The 15291-nt window shown below is 70.7% G+C and carries 15 protein-coding genes; 8 read left to right on the forward strand and 7 right to left on the reverse strand.

The genetic code is table 11. The annotated features are described in order from the left end of the window. Window positions 1-86: 86 nt before the first annotated feature. On the forward strand, window positions 87-743 hold the full coding sequence (locus AB0C27_RS14060; protein ID WP_357842846.1) for a class I SAM-dependent methyltransferase: 657 nt from the start codon (window positions 87-89) through the stop codon (window positions 741-743). Between the two features lie 70 nt (window positions 744-813). After that, window positions 814-1242, forward strand: a complete 429-nt coding sequence (locus AB0C27_RS14065; protein WP_357842849.1) for an ester cyclase — start codon at window positions 814-816, stop codon at window positions 1240-1242. Between the two features lie 36 nt (window positions 1243-1278). On the opposite strand, the gene AB0C27_RS14070 is transcribed toward AB0C27_RS14065, so the two are convergent. After that, window positions 1279-2211 carry an NADP-dependent oxidoreductase gene (locus tag AB0C27_RS14070; RefSeq protein WP_357842852.1) on the reverse strand — a complete coding sequence of 311 codons (933 nt, stop codon included), beginning with the start codon at window positions 2209-2211 and terminating at the stop codon, window positions 1279-1281. Window positions 2212-2377: 166 nt separating this feature from the next. Between AB0C27_RS14070 and AB0C27_RS14075 the strand changes: the two genes are divergently transcribed. Beyond that, window positions 2378-2980 carry a TetR family transcriptional regulator gene (locus tag AB0C27_RS14075; RefSeq protein WP_357842855.1) on the forward strand — a complete coding sequence of 201 codons (603 nt, stop codon included), beginning with the start codon at window positions 2378-2380 and terminating at the stop codon, window positions 2978-2980. Window positions 2981-3011: 31 nt separating this feature from the next. Here AB0C27_RS14075 and AB0C27_RS14080 read toward each other — a convergent pair whose 3' ends face one another. Beyond that, window positions 3012-3878, reverse strand: a complete 867-nt coding sequence (locus tag AB0C27_RS14080; protein WP_357842857.1) for an oxidoreductase — start codon at window positions 3876-3878, stop codon at window positions 3012-3014. A gap of 93 nt (window positions 3879-3971) precedes the next feature. On the opposite strand from AB0C27_RS14080, the gene AB0C27_RS14085 reads away from it, so the two are divergent. Further along, entirely contained in the window at window positions 3972-4703 is a 732-nt protein-coding gene (locus tag AB0C27_RS14085; RefSeq protein ID WP_357842860.1) for a helix-turn-helix transcriptional regulator, read from the forward strand. Between the two features lie 76 nt (window positions 4704-4779). Here the strand turns inward: AB0C27_RS14085 and AB0C27_RS14090 are convergent, their stop codons facing one another. The 3 genes from AB0C27_RS14090 to AB0C27_RS14100 form a co-directional block, all read right to left on the reverse strand. Next, on the reverse strand, window positions 4780-5256 hold the full coding sequence (locus tag AB0C27_RS14090; RefSeq protein WP_357842863.1) for a hypothetical protein: 477 nt from the start codon (window positions 5254-5256) through the stop codon (window positions 4780-4782). An 83-nt stretch (window positions 5257-5339) separates the two neighbouring features. Next, window positions 5340-6368 (reverse strand): SDR family NAD(P)-dependent oxidoreductase, encoded by a 1029-nt coding sequence (locus AB0C27_RS14095; protein ID WP_357842866.1) that lies wholly within the window; start codon window positions 6366-6368, stop codon window positions 5340-5342. A 24-nt stretch (window positions 6369-6392) separates the two neighbouring features. Continuing rightward, window positions 6393-7445 carry an aldo/keto reductase gene (locus AB0C27_RS14100; RefSeq protein WP_357842869.1) on the reverse strand — a complete coding sequence of 351 codons (1053 nt, stop codon included), beginning with the start codon at window positions 7443-7445 and terminating at the stop codon, window positions 6393-6395. Window positions 7446-7608: 163 nt separating this feature from the next. On the opposite strand from AB0C27_RS14100, the gene AB0C27_RS14105 reads away from it, so the two are divergent. Both AB0C27_RS14105 and AB0C27_RS14110 read left to right on the forward strand, forming a co-directional pair. After that, a complete protein-coding gene (locus AB0C27_RS14105; RefSeq protein WP_357842872.1) occupies window positions 7609-8187 on the forward strand; it encodes a helix-turn-helix domain-containing protein in 579 nt (192 codons plus the stop codon). A 1151-nt stretch (window positions 8188-9338) separates the two neighbouring features. Beyond that, window positions 9339-10484, forward strand: coding sequence for a ring-hydroxylating oxygenase subunit alpha (locus AB0C27_RS14110; protein WP_357842874.1), 1146 nt, complete (start codon window positions 9339-9341; stop codon window positions 10482-10484). 93 nt (window positions 10485-10577) lie between these two features. Here AB0C27_RS14110 and AB0C27_RS14115 read toward each other — a convergent pair whose 3' ends face one another. After that, a complete protein-coding gene (locus tag AB0C27_RS14115) occupies window positions 10578-11000 on the reverse strand; it encodes a RidA family protein (RefSeq protein WP_357842877.1) in 423 nt (140 codons plus the stop codon). A gap of 215 nt (window positions 11001-11215) precedes the next feature. On the opposite strand from AB0C27_RS14115, the gene AB0C27_RS14120 reads away from it, so the two are divergent. Further along, window positions 11216-12175, forward strand: coding sequence for a hypothetical protein (locus tag AB0C27_RS14120; protein WP_357842880.1), 960 nt, complete (start codon window positions 11216-11218; stop codon window positions 12173-12175). A 487-nt stretch (window positions 12176-12662) separates the two neighbouring features. Here AB0C27_RS14120 and AB0C27_RS14125 read toward each other — a convergent pair whose 3' ends face one another. Further along, entirely contained in the window at window positions 12663-12857 is a 195-nt protein-coding gene (locus tag AB0C27_RS14125; RefSeq protein ID WP_357842883.1) for a hypothetical protein, read from the reverse strand. 114 nt (window positions 12858-12971) lie between these two features. Between AB0C27_RS14125 and AB0C27_RS14130 the strand changes: the two genes are divergently transcribed. Then, the gene (locus AB0C27_RS14130) at window positions 12972-15224 is read left to right on the forward strand and encodes a transglycosylase domain-containing protein (protein ID WP_357842886.1); all 2253 of its coding nucleotides are present in this window, start codon (window positions 12972-12974) and stop codon (window positions 15222-15224) included. Window positions 15225-15291: the final 67 nt, after the last annotated feature.

Consider the following 15291-nt stretch of genomic DNA (forward strand, 5'->3'; position numbering starts at 1 on the left):
GCTGAAGCTCCGCCGGTGAGGCCGCCGCGAAGCACCGGCTGAAGATCGGCCGTGCGACCGCGCCTCCTCGGCTAGGGTCTCGGCGCATGAACGCGGACGACTGGCTGAGCGACACCCGGACCTCCTACGACACGGTCGCATCCGGCTATGCCGACCAGTTGCGCGGGGCGGTGGCCGAGCGGCCGTACGTCCGCGCGGCGCTGGAACTCTTCGCCGACCTGGTCCGCGCCGCAGGGGACGGCCCTGTGGCCGACGTGGGGTGCGGGCCAGGCCACGTCACCGCCCATCTGCGGGACCTGGGCGTGGACGCGTTCGGCATCGACCTGTCGCCCGGCATGATCGACGTGGCCCGGCGCGACCACCCCGGCCTGCGATTCGAGGTCGGCTCGATGACCGAGCTGGATCTTCCGGACGCCTCGCTCACCGGCCTGCTCGCCTTCTGGTCGCTGATCCACGTGCCCGACGACGAGCTCCCCGCCGTCTTCGGGCACTTCCACCGGGTGCTGCGCCCGGGCGGAGTGCTGCTGACCGGCTTTCACGTCGGTGACGGGTCGGTGCTGAAGACGAGTGGGTACGGCGGCCGTCCGATGAAGGTGTACGTGCACCGCCGCCGCCCCGAGCAGGTGGCGGACCTGCTGCGCGACGCCGGGTTCACCGTGGAGGCCCAGCTGCTGGTGCACCTCGACGAGGAGGTTCCAGGGGCGATGTTGTTCGCGCGGCCGAGCCAGGACGGCCCCGCCTGAGGGGAGGGTGTCACATTCGGGGGCGCCGATTCGTCGGACAGGTGAAGACTTTCGTCCAGGGAGAAGACACATGTCCCAGTCAGGCAGCAACAAAGAGACGTTCCTGCGCTTCCACGAGGTCGTCAACGGCGGCGACGGGGAGCTCATCGCGAAGGCGATCGACGAGCTCGTCCGTCCGGACGTGCTGTTCCACGCGCCGGTGCCGATGGGCACGACGGGCCCGCAGGCGATGAAACAGGTGTGGGAGGTGCTCCTTCGCGCGTTCCCCGACATCCGGGTCACGGTCGAGGACGTGATCTCCGAGGGCGACAAGGTCGTCTCCAGGAACACGGTCACCGGAACCCACCAGGGCGAGTTCAGGGGTCTGGCGCCGACGGGCCGCTCCGTTACCTACGGCGAGATCTTCATCGCCCGCTTCGAGGACGGCAAGGTCGCCGAGCTGTGGGGGGTCGTCGACGTCTTCTCCCAGCTGAAGCAGCTCGGCGCCATCCCGGTCTGACCAGGCCGGGCAGGGCGGGCAGGGCGAGCGAGGCGGTCAGCCCGCGGTGACGATCAGCTTGCCGTTCTTGGGGGTGCCGTGGCGTTCGAGCTCGGTCAGCACCGGGATCGCGTCGGCGAGCGGCACGGTCCTGGCGATCGGGATCCGCAACGCTCCCTGCGCGGCCAGCCGCGTCACCAGGTCGAGGTCGTTCGTGCTGGGCCGGCCCATCAGCACCTGGTAGGGCCCCGGCAGGGCGCTTCGCGCGAACTTCAACGCCGTGGGGACGATGTCCAGGATGCGGCCGCCGGGCTTCAGCAGCGTCCGCGCCGCTGCGGCGGAGAGCGTGCCGGCGGTGTCGAAGACCAGGTCGAAGCGCCCTTCGAGCTGCTTCGGGTCGAAGCCGAACGTGACGATCGGGTCGACGCCGAGCTCGCGTGCCTCCTGGACGACGGTGGCCCGGCAACTGCCGCCCACCGAGGCGCCCGACATCAGCGCGATCTGGGCGGCGGCCCGGCCGACGCCGCCCAGGCAGCCGTTGATGAAGACGCTCTGCCCTGGCCGCACCTTCCCCTTGCCGAGCATGGCCTGGAACGCGGTGATCCCGACGACCGGGATCGCCGCGGCCTGCTCGTAGGAGAGCTCCACCGGCTTGCGTACCACCGTCTGCTCGGCGGCGATGACCATCTCGGCGAACGCCCCCGCCCCTTTGAGACTCGTGCCGCCGAGCACCTCGTCGCCGGCCTTCAACCTGGTGACGTCCGCGCCGACCGCCTCGACGACGCCCGCGAAGTCGTTGCCGACCCCGCGCGGGAAGCCGCGACCGGTCATGAGACGCATCTCGCCGTTGCGCATCTTCCAGTCCATCGCGTTGGCGGCCGCGGCCCGCACCCGCACCCGCACCTCGCCCCGGCCTGGGCGTGGCGGCTCGAAGTCCTCCAGCCGCAGGACCTCAGGGCCGCCGTAGCGGTGATATTGGATGCGCTTCACCGCGGGCATCCTCGTTCCGCTCGGGCTGCCGGTCATGGCGATCCCCATCCTTCTGTTGTCTTGGCGTGACATCACACTAACAGTGATGTCGCGGCGTGACATCAGGCCCGAACCGATGTCGCGGTGTGACATCGGACACGTACGCCAGGCCGATATGGTTGCGGCTATGCCTCGGTGGGAACACGGCAGCGAAGAACGGCTGAAACAGGCCGCTCTGGAGCTGTTCCAGGAGCAGGGGTTCGAGGACACCAGCGCCGTCCAGATCGCCGAACGCGCCCGCGTCACCACCCGCACTTTCTTCCGCTACTTCCGGGACAAGGAAGAGGTCATCTTCGCCGACGCGGACACGCTCAAGGAGACGCTCGTCCACGACCTCCTCCAGGCGGCCGACGTCTCGGAGCCGCTCCTGGCGGTGGTCCGGACCCTGGCCGGTTTCGACTGGGAGAGACTCGGATCACGGGAGACCCAGCACCGGCGGAACGCGATGATCGCGGCGACCCCGCAACTGCTGGAGCGGGACCTGGTGAAGCAGCACCAGGTGGCCGAAGGGCTCAGCGACGCGCTCCGCCGGCGCGGCATCGCCCCTGACCTCGCGGAGCTCGCGGCCAGCGCGGGGGTCCAGGTCTTCCGTACGGCCTACCTGCGCTGGCTGGCAGGCGACGACGACACCGACCTGACCACCATGACGGAAACCGTGCTGTCCAGCCTCGCCACGCTCGTGCCCGGTGCCCGGTCAGGAGCCTCCCCGGATCCGGGGACACCCCGCTAGCCGAAGGCGACCGTCCGGCCGGTACGCGGCTTCACGCGCCGGCCGCGTCCAGTTCGGCGACCGCGTCGGCGGGCAGGTCCAGGCCGGCCGCGGCGACGTTCTCCCGCAAGTGCGCCACGGACGACGTGCCGGGGATCACCGCCATGACGGGTGAGCGCCGCAGCAGCCAGGCCAGCGCGACCTGCTGCCGCGACGCCCCCAGCCGGTCCGCCACGCCGGCGAGGGCCGCGGACTGCAGCGGGTTGTAGCCGCCGAGCGGGAAGAACGGGACGTACGCGATGTTCTCGGCCGCGCACCGTTCGAGCAGGGCGTCGTCCTGCCGGTTGGCGAGGTTGTAGAGATTCTGGACGGTGACGACCGGCGCGATGGCCTGCGCCTCGGTGAGCTGCGCGGCCGAGACGCCGCTGAGGCCCAGGTGGCGGATCAGGCCCTGCTCGCGCAACTCCGCCAGCGCGCCGAACTGCTCGGCGATCGAGTCGTCAGTGGTGCCCGCGACCGAGGCGAGGCGCAGGTTGACCACGTCGAGGACGTCCAGGCCGAGATGCCGGAGGTTCTCGTGGACCTGCGCCTTGAGGTCCGCCGGTTCCAGCGAGGGGTTCCACGAGCCGTCGGGGCCGCGGCGGGCGCCGACCTTGGTGACCAGGTGCAGGCCGGCCGGATAGGGATGCAGGGCCTGCCTGATGAGCTCGTTGACGACGACCGGGCCGTAGAAGTCGCTGGTGTCGATGTGGTTCACGCCGAGTTCGACCGCCTCGCGCAGCACGGCGACCGCCTGCCCGCGATCCTTGGGCGGCCCGAACACGCCGGGTCCCGCGAGTTGCATGGCGCCGTAGCCCATGCGGCCGAGGGTGAGGTCGTCGGTGAGGGTGAGGCCCCCGCCGGGAAGTGTCGTGTTCATGAGGCCACTTTCCGGCACGGGGCGAAAGCACGGCAGTACCTCGCTGTTCCTGGGAGTGTCAGGAACACTCACCACTGCCGCGGCCGTCCTATCGTGGAGTTCGTGCCCGGCCTGCGCCGCGAGGAGGTCGCGACGCTCGCGGGCATCAGCTCCGACTACTACCTGCGCCTGGAGCAGGGCCGCGACCGCAACCCCTCGGCGCAGGTGATCGAAGCGCTGGCCAGGGTCCTGCGGCTCGACGAGGACGCCACCGCCTATCTGCGGGGTCTGGTGGGCGACCGTCCCCGCCGGGAGTCGCGCGGGGCGCCGGAGAAGGTGCCGGTGAGCATCCGGCTTCTGCTGGACGGGATGCCGCAGCCGGCGTTCGTCCAGGGGAGGTACTTCGACGTCCTGAGGGCCAACGCCATGGCTCGCGCCCTTTCGCCGAACCTGGCGCCCGGCGTCAACCGGCTGCGCGCGGCCTTCCTCGACCCACGGGAGCGGGAGCTGCACCGGGACTGGGCGCAGGCCACGGCGAGCGTCGTCGCCCAGCTCAGGGCCTCCTTGGGGCCGGGCGACGACGATCCGCGCCTGGCGGCGCTCGTAGGCGAACTGTCGCTCAAGAGCGACCGGTTCCGCGCGTTGTGGGCCCGCCACGACGTACGCCGACGCGAGTCGCAGATCACCAGGCTCCGCCATCCGCAGGCCGGCGATCTGGAGCTGTATCGCGACAAGCTCGCCATCGCCGGCGCCGACGGACAGCTTCTGGTCGTCTATCACGCCGAGCCCGGCACGGAGTCCGCCCGCCGCCTGGCTGGGCTCGGTCACGCCGTCCCGTCGGCGTGATGACGTGGGCCGCGGTTCCGCCGGTGGCGATCGGCGGGCCGGTCGTCTGAAGGCGGGCGCGTGCTTCGTACCAGTGTCACGACCATGGCGAGGCCCGCCCCCACGGCCACGACATGTTCGGACAGCGCCAGCCAGCGGTACTCGCCCGGCGCCGGGCGTCGGCGCCCGCCCCCGGCGGCGCCGACGGGTCGAGGCCGGCGGTCCCGCCCGCGGCCCAGTAGGTCCACAGCACGGCGAGCGCCGCGGGCGGCACCATGATCCACCGGGTACGGGCGCCCGCCCCGGCCCGGCCGGCGAAGGCCCACGGCCACCGATCGCGCAGGTAGAGCGGCAGGCCGACGACCAGCGCCAGTTCCAGCCCCAGCCCGATCCCGGCCACGGCCATCACCACCGTGACCGCGTTGAGCAGCACCCAGTCGGCCGTGCCGTGGAGCAACTCCAGGGCGATCCAGACGACCTTGACCAGCAGGTAGAGGGACATCGCCCCGACCGCGGCGAACCCGGCGGCGTGGCGCGGCCAGGTGGGGGCGCCGATCTCGGCACGTACTCTCATGGCCGCGAGTCTCGCGGCCACGGCCGGCCCCGCCATCCCCCGCCCGCGCCAGGCGCTTCCCCCGCGCGGGGGAGTGGGGGCGGTCACGCCTTGAGCAGTTGCTCGCTCAGTTCCCACAGGCGTCGCGCTGACGCGGGATCTATGGCGTGCGGTGCGACATCGGTCACCACCACCGGTTCGCCGCCGACCATGGTGGTGACCGACGGAGTGTCGTTCAGTGGTGCGATGTCGCTGTTCTTCAGATAGACGCCGCCGATCCCGGCGAGCTGCGGGCCGGCCGCCGCGAACACGATGGTGGCGGCCCCCTGCTCCGGGGTCTTCTTCTCCCGGTCGGGATCGATGATCGGCCGGCCGGCGTCGTCGACGAGCCGCTGGGCCCGCAACTGGTCCATGTCGAACAGCCCCTGTACGGACCTCCCGTCGTCCTGCGCGGACGCCAGGTGGGTCAGGGTCGTGGCGACGACGATGCCCGGATGCAGGGCGTAACCCCGGATCCCGTCGCCGGACCAGCGCCGGTCCAGTTCCACGGCGAAGAGCACGTTGGCGGTCTTGGACTGGCCGTAGGCCAGGTGACCCTCGAAACCGGTGGCGAAGTGCGGGTCGTCCCAGCGGATGTCGCAGATCCGATGGGCGCCGGAGGACACGTTCACGACCCGGGCGCCGTGCGCGGCACGCAGCGCGGGCCGTAGGCCGAGGGTCAGCTGGAAGTGCCCGAGATGGTTGGCCGCGAACGTCGACTCGTAACCGCGCGCGTCCAGGACCCGCCCGGCCGTGCTGCCGCCGGCGTTGTTGATCAGGACGTGCAGCGGGCGGCCGGAATCGACGAACCGGGCGGCGAAGGCGTCGATCGAGGCCGGGTCGAGCAGGTCCAGCCGGTCGATCTCGACGCCTTCGAGCCCGGCCAGCGCGGCGGCGGCGCGGCCGGGGTCGCGCGCCCCCGCGATGATGGACGCGCCCGCCCTGCTGAGCGCGCGGGTGGTCTCCAGGCCGAGCCCGGCGTGACCGCCGGTGATGACCACGTTCGTACCGGTCAGGTCGATGCCCTTGAGCACCTCGCCGGCCGTCGACGCGGCGGTGAAGCCCGTACCGATGGGATGTTGCCGATGAGTCATGAGGTCCTCCTGGAGTCGGGGTGATCAGGCGGCGGCGCGCTCTCCGGCGGGCCGTCGGCGCAGGCCGGGCCGCAGGATGGCGGGCGGGTCGTAGGCCATGTCGAGCCGGCCGACGTCGGTGCCGGGCGGCACGATCTCGTCGATCCGGTCGAGGACGTCGTCGGTGAGCGTGACGTCGAGCCCGGCGAGAGAGCTGTCCAGGTGCTCCATGGTGCGCGGCCCGATGATCGCCGACGTGACGCCGGGGTGGGCGATGACGAAGGCCATGGCCAGGTGGTTCAGCGGCATCCCGGCCTCCTCGGCGAGCGGGATGAGCCGTTCGACCGCGTCCAGGCGGCGCTCGTCCTTCAGGTGCCCGAACCCGAACTGGGCCCGGTGCGCGGTGCTCTGCTGGTTCTTGCGGTAGCGGCCGGTGAGCAGGCCGCCGGCGAGCGGGCTCCAGACCAGGGTGCCCATGCCGAACTCCTGCACGGCGGGCAGGACCTCGCGCTCGACGCCGCGGTTGAGTATCGAGTACGGCGGCTGCTCGGCGCGCGGGCGCATGAGGCCGCGCCGTTCGGCGATCCAGTGGGCCCGCACGATGTCCGAGGCCGGCATCGACGAGGTGCCGAACGCTCGGATCTTGCCGGCCCGCACCAGGTCGGTGAGCGCCGACAGGGTCTCCTCGAAGTCGGTGTCCGGGTCGGGCTGGTGGATCTGGTAGAGGTCGATGTAGTCGGTGCCCAGGCGGCGCAGCGAGCCCTCCACGGCGCGGATCAGCCAGCGGCGGGAGGCGCCCGACTGGTTGGGGACGAACGAGGTCCCGCCGCGGGGGTTGAAGTTCACCGGGAAGCGGCCCTTGGTGGCGAGCACGACCTCGTCACGGCGGCCCTTGAGCGCCTTGCCGACGATCTCCTCGGACTCGCCGCCCGCGTACATGTCGGCGGTGTCGACGAAGTTGATCCCCGCGTCCAGGGCCCGGTGGATGATCTTGATCGAGTCGTCGTGGTCGGGGTTGCCGAGGCCGCCCAACATCATGGCGCCCAGCGCGAAGGGGCTGACCTGGATGCCGGTTCCGCCGAGAGTGCGGTACTGCATGCGGATGTCTCCTGAGGTGGGAAAGGGGAATGCGGGGGCGGCCGTACGGATGCCGTACGCTGGAACCCGAAACGGAACGCCTCTCCGGAACTATACGGAACGCTGTTCCGATTAAGCAAGCGCGAGGGAGGGACGTGACGGAGGACGCGGGGAAAAGCGACGCGTGGCGCGGCCGCTACGCGCTGACGCGCGGCGGAACCTGGACGCCCTGCTCGCGGCGGCGAAAGCCGTCTTCGCCGCGGAGGGCGTGGACGCGCCGGCCAAGCGGATCGCCGATCTGGCCGGCGTCGGTGTGGGAACGTTGTACCGGCACTTCCCGCAGCGCTCGGACCTGGTCAAGGCCGTGTTCCAGCGCGAGGTGGACGCCTGCGCCGACGTGGCGCCGGAGCTGAGCGCGGCGTACGGACCGGGAGCGGCGCTCGACGCCGCGGCGGCCCACGGCGAGATCGGGGACGGCGTCAGCCCCGAGGAGTTGCTGTACGCCGTGGGCCATCTGTGCCTGCCGGTGGAGGGCGACGGCGCCGGACACAGCCGGCGCATGGTCGCCCTCCTCATCGACGGGCTGCGCTTTCGCGCGGATTCGAGCCGTTCTCAGCGGAAGTCGGAGATGCGCAGCACCGCCAGCATGTCCGTCGCCCGTGACCCGGTCGAGAAGGACGCCTCCGCGCCGACCCAGCCGCGGAAGGCGCCCGAGTCGTCGATGATCTGCATGAGCGGCTTGACGTGCGAGTTGCCCGTGTAGCAGAACTGGCCCCGCTCCATGGCCAGGCACGTGCACCAGTGCCAGAGCGTGTCGCGGCGGTCGGTCTTGGAGATCATCGTCAGGTAGTACTGGATCGAGCTGACGTTGGCGCGCGTCCCGCCGCCGTACTTGGGGCAGCCGCCCGACTTCTGGCAGGCGCCGCGCGAGGACGGTTGCAGGTACGTCAGGCACGACGTGGTGGCGGCGCAGGCGCGGAAGGCGGAGAGGCCGAACGGCTGGTTGAGCGAGTTGACCATCTTGCCGCTGGCCCAGCTCGTCAGGTCCTGCCGCAGCGAGCCGGGGAACGCCTTGACCGAGGTCATCGCGCGCCGGGTGCCGAACGAGGCGTTGCTGCCGTAGCCGTAGCCGTGCGTGGCCAGCGAGCTGCTCTTGAGGTCGAGGCGGGCCAGCTTGCCGTCCGGCGAGCGCCGCACGTTCCACTGCTCGGTCCACTTCTGGGCGATCTTCCACCGGATGGTGAGCACGTCGCCCGCGACGGTGTACGTGCCGCTACGGCTCTCGTCGGGGGCACCGGTGAACCCGCCGGCGGTGAGCACCTCGCAGGCCCGGGGCTTGGAGGCGGAGCCGCCGGCCTTGGTGGTGCAGCTCGGGTCGGGCCTGGTGCCGGTGCGCTGCCTGGCCTTGGGGTTGCGCTGCCACCACAGGTAGAGGGAGGTGCTGACCGTGCCGTTGGCGGCGAAGCGGTAGTTGCCCAGCCGCAGCCAGTTCTGCTGCGACGAGGCCTTCAGATGACCTTGTGAGACGACGTACGTGGACTTTCCGCCCGGCAGGGCGGCCAGGGCGGCGGCGGACGCGGGGGCGGCGGCCGGCGCGGGAACTGCGGCGGGGGCAGCGGCGGGGACGGCGCCGGCCGGGACGGCGGGTGGCAGGGTGATGGCGAGTATGAAGGACAGGATCGCGGCTGCGGTACGCAAGAGCAGACTCCCGGGACTGGCGGGCTTTGGCCGATCGTCAACGACACACCGTATTCGGTCCGGACCGGATATGTCACTGAAACCACAAGGCTGATCACTCCACGAGGGCTTGATCGTGCCCTGTCCGGCTGCTTAATCTCCTTCTGACCGGAACGCCCAGATCCGGAACGCCGGGATGCCGTCGCGCAGGCGTCCGGCGTCCGTACGGGAGGCACGGTGACCTCGGACGCGATCCCCGCCCTCGATCACATCAGCGCCGGCTACGACCCCGACCCCGCGCTGTCGATGTCGCTGCACGCCGACGCCTACACCGATCCGGCCTGGTTCGGCGTCGACCAGCGGGCGATCTTCTCCCGCACGTGGCAGTGGCTGTGCCATGCGGAGCTGCTGCGGGAGGCGGGCGCCTACGTGACGGGCACGGTGGCCGGCCTGCCGATCGTCGCCGTCCGCGACGAGGCCGGCACGCTGCGGGCCTTCTACAACGTGTGCAAGCACCGGGCGCACGAGCTGCTGTCCGGATCCGGGGTGCGGCGCAGCATCGTGTGCCCGTACCACGCCTGGAATTTCGACCTGACCGGCAGGTTGCGGCGGGCCCGAAACACCGGCGGCATGCCGGGCTTCGACGCCTCGGGCGTGTGCCTGGACCGGATCCAGGTCGCCGAGTTCGGCGGCATGGTCTACGTCAACCTCGACCCCGAGGCGGCCCCGCTGAGCACGCAGGCCGAGGGGCTGGAGGCGGAGATCGCGGCGCGGGCGCCGGACGTGGCCAAGCTGACCCTCGCCCGCCGGCTCACCTACGACATCGCCTCCAACTGGAAGAACGTCGTGGACAACTTCCTGGAGTGCTACCACTGCCACGTCGCGCACAAGGACTTCGTGTCGTTGGTGGACATGAGCACCTACCAGGTCACCACGCACGGGATCTGGTCCAGCCACATGGCCCAGGCCGGCCAGGCGGCGAACTCCGCCTACGACGTGTCGGGCGCGACGGTCACCGAGCACGCCGTGTGGTGGCTGTGGCCCAACACCTGCCTGCTGCGTTATCCGGGCCGCGGCAACTTCATGGTGCTGCAGATCATCCCCGACGGTCCCGAACGCACGCGCGAGACCTGGGACTTCTACCTGGAGACCGCGGAGCCGGACGCGGCCGAGCTGGACAGCATTCGCTACATCGACGAGGTGCTGCAGGTGGAGGACATCGCCCTGGTGGAGAGCGTGCAGCGGGGGATGCGCACCCCCGCCTTCACCCAGGGGAAGATCGTGTACGACCCGGGCGGCTCGGGGCTGTCGGAGCACGCGGTCCACCACTTCCACGGCCTCGTTCTGGACGCCTACCGGCGCGAGCTCAGCCGCCCGTCCTAAGCTTCGCGACCCGACCCGACCCGACCCGACCCGACCCGGCTCAAGCTGGCTCAGACTGGCTCGGGCTGGTCGGGCGCGGGGGTTTCTGGGCGGTCAGTCGGACGCCGGCGGGTTCGCGAGCACGGCGACCGCCTCGACCTCGACGAGCTGGTCGGCGTAGCCGAGCACGGTCACGCCGAGCAAGGTGCTGGGCACGTCGTGCTCGCCCATGTACTCCCGATACACCTCCCAGGCCGTCACCAGGTCGCTCTGCTGGGAGGAGGCCACGTACACGGTGGTCTTGACGACGTCGGTCAGCGACGCGCCCGCTCCCTCCAGCGCGGTCACCAGGTTGCGCATCACCTGGTGCGCCTGGCCGGCGTAGTCGCCGACCGCGACGGTCTCGCCCTTGAGGTCCAGGGGGCAGGCCCCGGCCACCCAGATGGAGCGCACCGGCGCGTCGGCGGCCGCGGCGTAGGCGTACGGGACGTCCTGCGCGAGCCGCTCGTTCCGGATCAATCTCACGCTGCTGCTCATGCGTGCTCCATTCCGTCTGGTCAAAAGGGGCTTTTGGGCAGCCACAACCTAGCCGACGAGGCGCGATATCGCTCGCCATTAAACGCGCAGGCGACGCGCTGCCGAGTGCCCGATGATCACCTCTCGCGGATCACCATCCGTTCGGTCATACTGGTGCCGTCTGACCATGATCACTGGCATGGCCGACGGCCACGGGTGCGGGACGAAGGGAAGCCATGTCCGAATACGGCATCAACCGGCGCCGCCTCCTCACCTCGGCTGCGGCCGTGGGTGGTCTCGCCCTGGGAATGGCGGCCGGGGCAGGGGCCGCCTCCGCCGAGGCGCGCGACGCCGCCGGGGCGCGGGCCGCCTCCCGCGCCGGCCGTGCCGCCGGGACCTGGGAGAACCTGATCGAGAAGTCGTCGTTCGACAGCTGGACGGAGTTCGACAGGGAGTGGAACCTCCTCTACCCCTGGGACGGCGACCCCGACACCCACAACGGCGCCGCGCTGATGCGGGCGAGCCAGGTCTCGCTCTCCGGGGGCGTGCTGACCCTGACCGCGACCAGGCTGTCCGCGCCCGCCGGGGAGAGCGCGCACGCGCCGCACGCCCCGCTGTGGTACCGCTCCGGCGCGATCCACGCCAAGGAGCGGATCATCGTCAACGACGAGTTCCCCGAGTACGACATCGAAGGCGAGTTCAGGACGCAGACCGGGCTGGGGATCTGGCCGGCGTTCTGGACCACGGGGACAGAGCCGAACTGGCCGCCGGAGAGCGACATCCTCGAGTACGTGGGCGACTCGACCAACCTGTTCAACACCTGGAACCAGACCTCCAGCGGCGACCCGGGCGAGACCCAGGACGGCGACGCCTTCGTCACGCGGGCGCCGTTGCCCGTCGCGGACCCGTACCAGGCGTTCCGCAAGTACCGCGTCTGGCTGTACAAGGACGGCCCCGACGTGATGTGCGACTACTACCTCGGCACCACCGGCGGTCAGCTGGAATGGGTGGCGACGCACCGGGGCAAGGGCTGGGCCGGCATCCCGCAGTACCTCATCGTCAACCTCCAGATGGGTTCCTGGGCGTCCGGCCTGGACGGCCCCGACGACGAGGACTGGCCCGTCCAGCCGGGCCCGGCGGGCGACACGTACTTTCACGCCCGCAATATCTGGATGGGTCGTACGCGTATCTCATGACGTTCTGACCTGCGAAAGGGGTCCGGCGGACGGGGGGCTCGGGGCGCGAATACGGGGAAATAATGCGTCAGAGTGGTAAATGTCTGCCAGAGTTATCCTAGAGACATCTGTTTGGTCTCCTTCGTCCATGGAACGGGCGACCTGCCGGACCGGTACGGCACGCCGCCGCCGGTTCCGGGGACACGGTCCGTTCCGTGAGCCTGGGGCGACGGCGCCTGGCCGGGCCGCGTTCCGTCGCCGATGACGTCGCAGACCATGCCGCCGGATGATCGAAGGACCCGTGAGTTACAGCAGCAACGGCCCGGAGCCGACCGGCCGCCCTCGGGAGACCGAAGGGCGTACCCGCGCGTCGGCTCGACCGGGGAGACGTCAGCGCCCGTCCGAGGGTGGCGCCTCCGGCGAGCCCTTCTCCGCCCATGCCGAGACCCACACCGAGCGGCCGGCTCCCCAGCCGGGCGCCCGTCCGGGTGTTCCGTCCGAGGTTCCATCAGGTGCCCCGGCCGACGCGCAGCCGGGTTCGCGGCGGCGCAGGAGCGGTCGCAGGAGACAGGGCGGCGCCGGCGGGCCCGGCGGTGACGGTCCTGGTGGTCACGGCGGTCCCGGCGGTCCCGGCGTTCAGGCCGGTCACGGTCAGGGTCCCGGCGGTCCGGGTGGCCGCGGTCCTGGCGGGCCTGGTGGGCACGGTCCTGGCGGTGGCGGTCCCGGTGGTGGCGGCCCCGGTGGTGACGAGCCGGCGGGGGAGCGCGGCTCGCGCCGTCGCGGCTGGAAGCGCTTCATCCCCAGCTGGAAGATCGTGGTGGCTGGCGTCACCGTCCTGGTGGCGGGCGTCTTCGGCATGATCATGGTCGCGTACGCCAACACGCCGCTGCCCGATGACACCCAGGACCACGCCATCGAGCAGGGCAGCATCATCTACTACCGGGACGGCAAGACCGAGATCGCCCGCCTGGGCACGAAACGCGAGATCGTCGAGATCTCCCGGATCCCCCGGCACGTCCAGGACGCCTTCATCGCCGCGGAGAACCGTACGTTCCGGACAGACCCCGGCATCTCGGTGTCGGGCATCGCGCGCGCGGTGTGGAGCACGGTGACCGGTCAGCAGGTCCAGGGCGGCTCGACGATCACGCAGGAGATGGCTCGCGGCTACTACGACGGCCTCAGCCAGGAGCGGACGGTTCAGCGGAAGGTCAAGGAGATCTTCGTCGCCATCCGCGCGGGCAAGGAGATGTCCAAGGACGAGATCCTGGCCAACTACCTCAACACGATCTACTTCGGCCGCGGCGCGAACGGCATCCAGGCCGCCGCCCAGGCGTTCTTCGACCGGGACGTGGAGAAGCTGACCCCCGCCCAGGCCGCCTACCTGGCCGGCCGGATCCAGAGCCCGGACGCGTTCGACGCGGCGGAGGCGAAGAAGAACTACGCGCCGACCAAGGAGCGGTTCGCGTACGTCATCGACGGCATGGGGATCGTCGACCCGGCGAAGTACGGATCCCTGCGCACCACGGCGAAGTTCCCCAAGCTCGCCAGGCCGGACAAGAAGGAGACGCTCAAGGGCATCAACGGCTACATGGTCGACATCGTCCAGCGTGAGCTGGAGCGGCGGGGGATCACCCGTGAGCGCCTGCGCGCCGAGGGTTACCGCGTGACGACGACGTTCGACAAGAGGCTGATGCGGGCCGCGAAGAAGACGGTCGAGAGCAACCTCGCCGCCATCGGCGACAAGAACATCCACGCGAACATGGCCGCCGTGGACCCGCGCAACGGCCGCGTGATCGCCTTCTACAGCGGCCGCGACTACCTGAAGAGCTTCACCAACAACGCCTTCGACGCCAACAAGCAGGCCGCGTCGGCCTTCAAACCGTACGTGCTGGCCGCCTGGCTGGAGAGCGGCTACAGCCTCAAGAGCTACGTGTCGGGCAAGGGCCCGGTCAGGCTGCCGGGCACCAAGCCGATCCGCAACTCGCACGACCTCGGCGCGGCCGTGCAGATCGACAAGGCCACCGCCCAGTCGGTGAACACGGCGTTCGCCACGATGGCGGAGGAGGTCGGCCTGGAGGAGGTCGAGAAGATCGCCGAGGGCGCCGGGATCGACAAGAAGGACCTGTCCCTGGCCATCAAGGACCACGCCTACGGCATGTCCATCGGCGCCGGCCTGATCACCCCCGTCGAGCAGGCCACCGGGTACGGCATCTTCGCCAACGGCGGCGTCCATCACGACGCCCACGTGGTCATCTCGGTCAAGGCGTTCACCGGCAAGACCGTGCTGCAGGAGGCGAACAAGCCCACCACGGTCATCAGCCCCGACACCGCCGCCGACGCCACGTACGCGATGCAGCAGGTCGTCAAGAACGGCACCGCCCGCGGCACGGCGCTGCCCGGCGGCCGGCCGATCGCGGGCAAGACCGGCACCAACAACGAGAACAAGGAAGCCTGGTTCGTCGGCTACACCCCGCAGCTGTCCGCGGCCGTCGGGATGTACAAAGAGGTTCCGCAGATCAACCCGAAGACGAAGAAGGTCATCAAGGACGCCAACGGCTACCCGCTGCCCAAGGAGGTCTCCCTCGGGAACATCGAGGGCGCCGGCACGCCCACCAAGATCTGGCGCGACTTCATGACGCTCGCGATGGAGGGCAAGCCGGTCGAGCCGTTCCCCGAGCCCGCCTTCGCCGGCGAGCCGCACGACCTGGTGAACAAGCCGGAGCCCAAGCCGACCAAGGACCCGGACGAGCTCGGTGACGACGACTTCGGCAGCGACCCGTCCTGCTCCTTCGACCCCTCCTGCGGCGCCGGCGACCCGGGCGACAGCACCGTCGACGACGGTGGTGACGACGGCGACACCGGCACGTCCGACGAGGACCCGCTGGAGAACGACGGCGACCCGACGTTGAACGACAACGGCGATTCCGACAGTACGGGCGACTCCGGCGGCACCGGCGACACGGGCGGTACCGGTGACTCTGGCGGAACCGGAGATTCCGGCGGCACCGGCGACTCGGGCGGCACGGGCGATTCCGGCACCCCTCCCACGACCGGCCCGCAGGGCGGCTGAGGCCCGACCGGGCCTCAGCCGGTCGGGTGAGGCGTCATCGTGGGCGGAAAGATGACAGGAGGTGTCG

The sequence above is a fragment of the Nonomuraea sp. NPDC048882 genome, assembly GCF_040649755.1.
Taxonomy (GTDB): domain Bacteria; phylum Actinomycetota; class Actinomycetes; order Streptosporangiales; family Streptosporangiaceae; genus Nonomuraea; species Nonomuraea maheshkhaliensis.

Coding starts and splice junctions, on each gene's coding strand:
- AB0C27_RS14075 (WP_357842855.1), top strand. CDS start 2,378: ATGCCTCGGTGGGAACACGGCAGCGAAGAACGGCTGAAACAGGCCGCT.
- AB0C27_RS14100 (WP_357842869.1), bottom strand. CDS start 7,445: ATGCAGTACCGCACTCTCGGCGGAACCGGCATCCAGGTCAGCCCCTTC.
- AB0C27_RS14060 (WP_357842846.1), top strand. CDS start 87: ATGAACGCGGACGACTGGCTGAGCGACACCCGGACCTCCTACGACACG.
- AB0C27_RS14065 (WP_357842849.1), top strand. CDS start 814: ATGTCCCAGTCAGGCAGCAACAAAGAGACGTTCCTGCGCTTCCACGAG.
- AB0C27_RS14115 (WP_357842877.1), bottom strand. CDS start 11,000: ATGAGCAGCAGCGTGAGATTGATCCGGAACGAGCGGCTCGCGCAGGAC.
- AB0C27_RS14080 (WP_357842857.1), bottom strand. CDS start 3,878: ATGAACACGACACTTCCCGGCGGGGGCCTCACCCTCACCGACGACCTC.
- AB0C27_RS14095 (WP_357842866.1), bottom strand. CDS start 6,368: ATGACTCATCGGCAACATCCCATCGGTACGGGCTTCACCGCCGCGTCG.
- AB0C27_RS14090 (WP_357842863.1), bottom strand. CDS start 5,256: ATGAGAGTACGTGCCGAGATCGGCGCCCCCACCTGGCCGCGCCACGCC.
- AB0C27_RS14120 (WP_357842880.1), top strand. CDS start 11,216: ATGTCCGAATACGGCATCAACCGGCGCCGCCTCCTCACCTCGGCTGCG.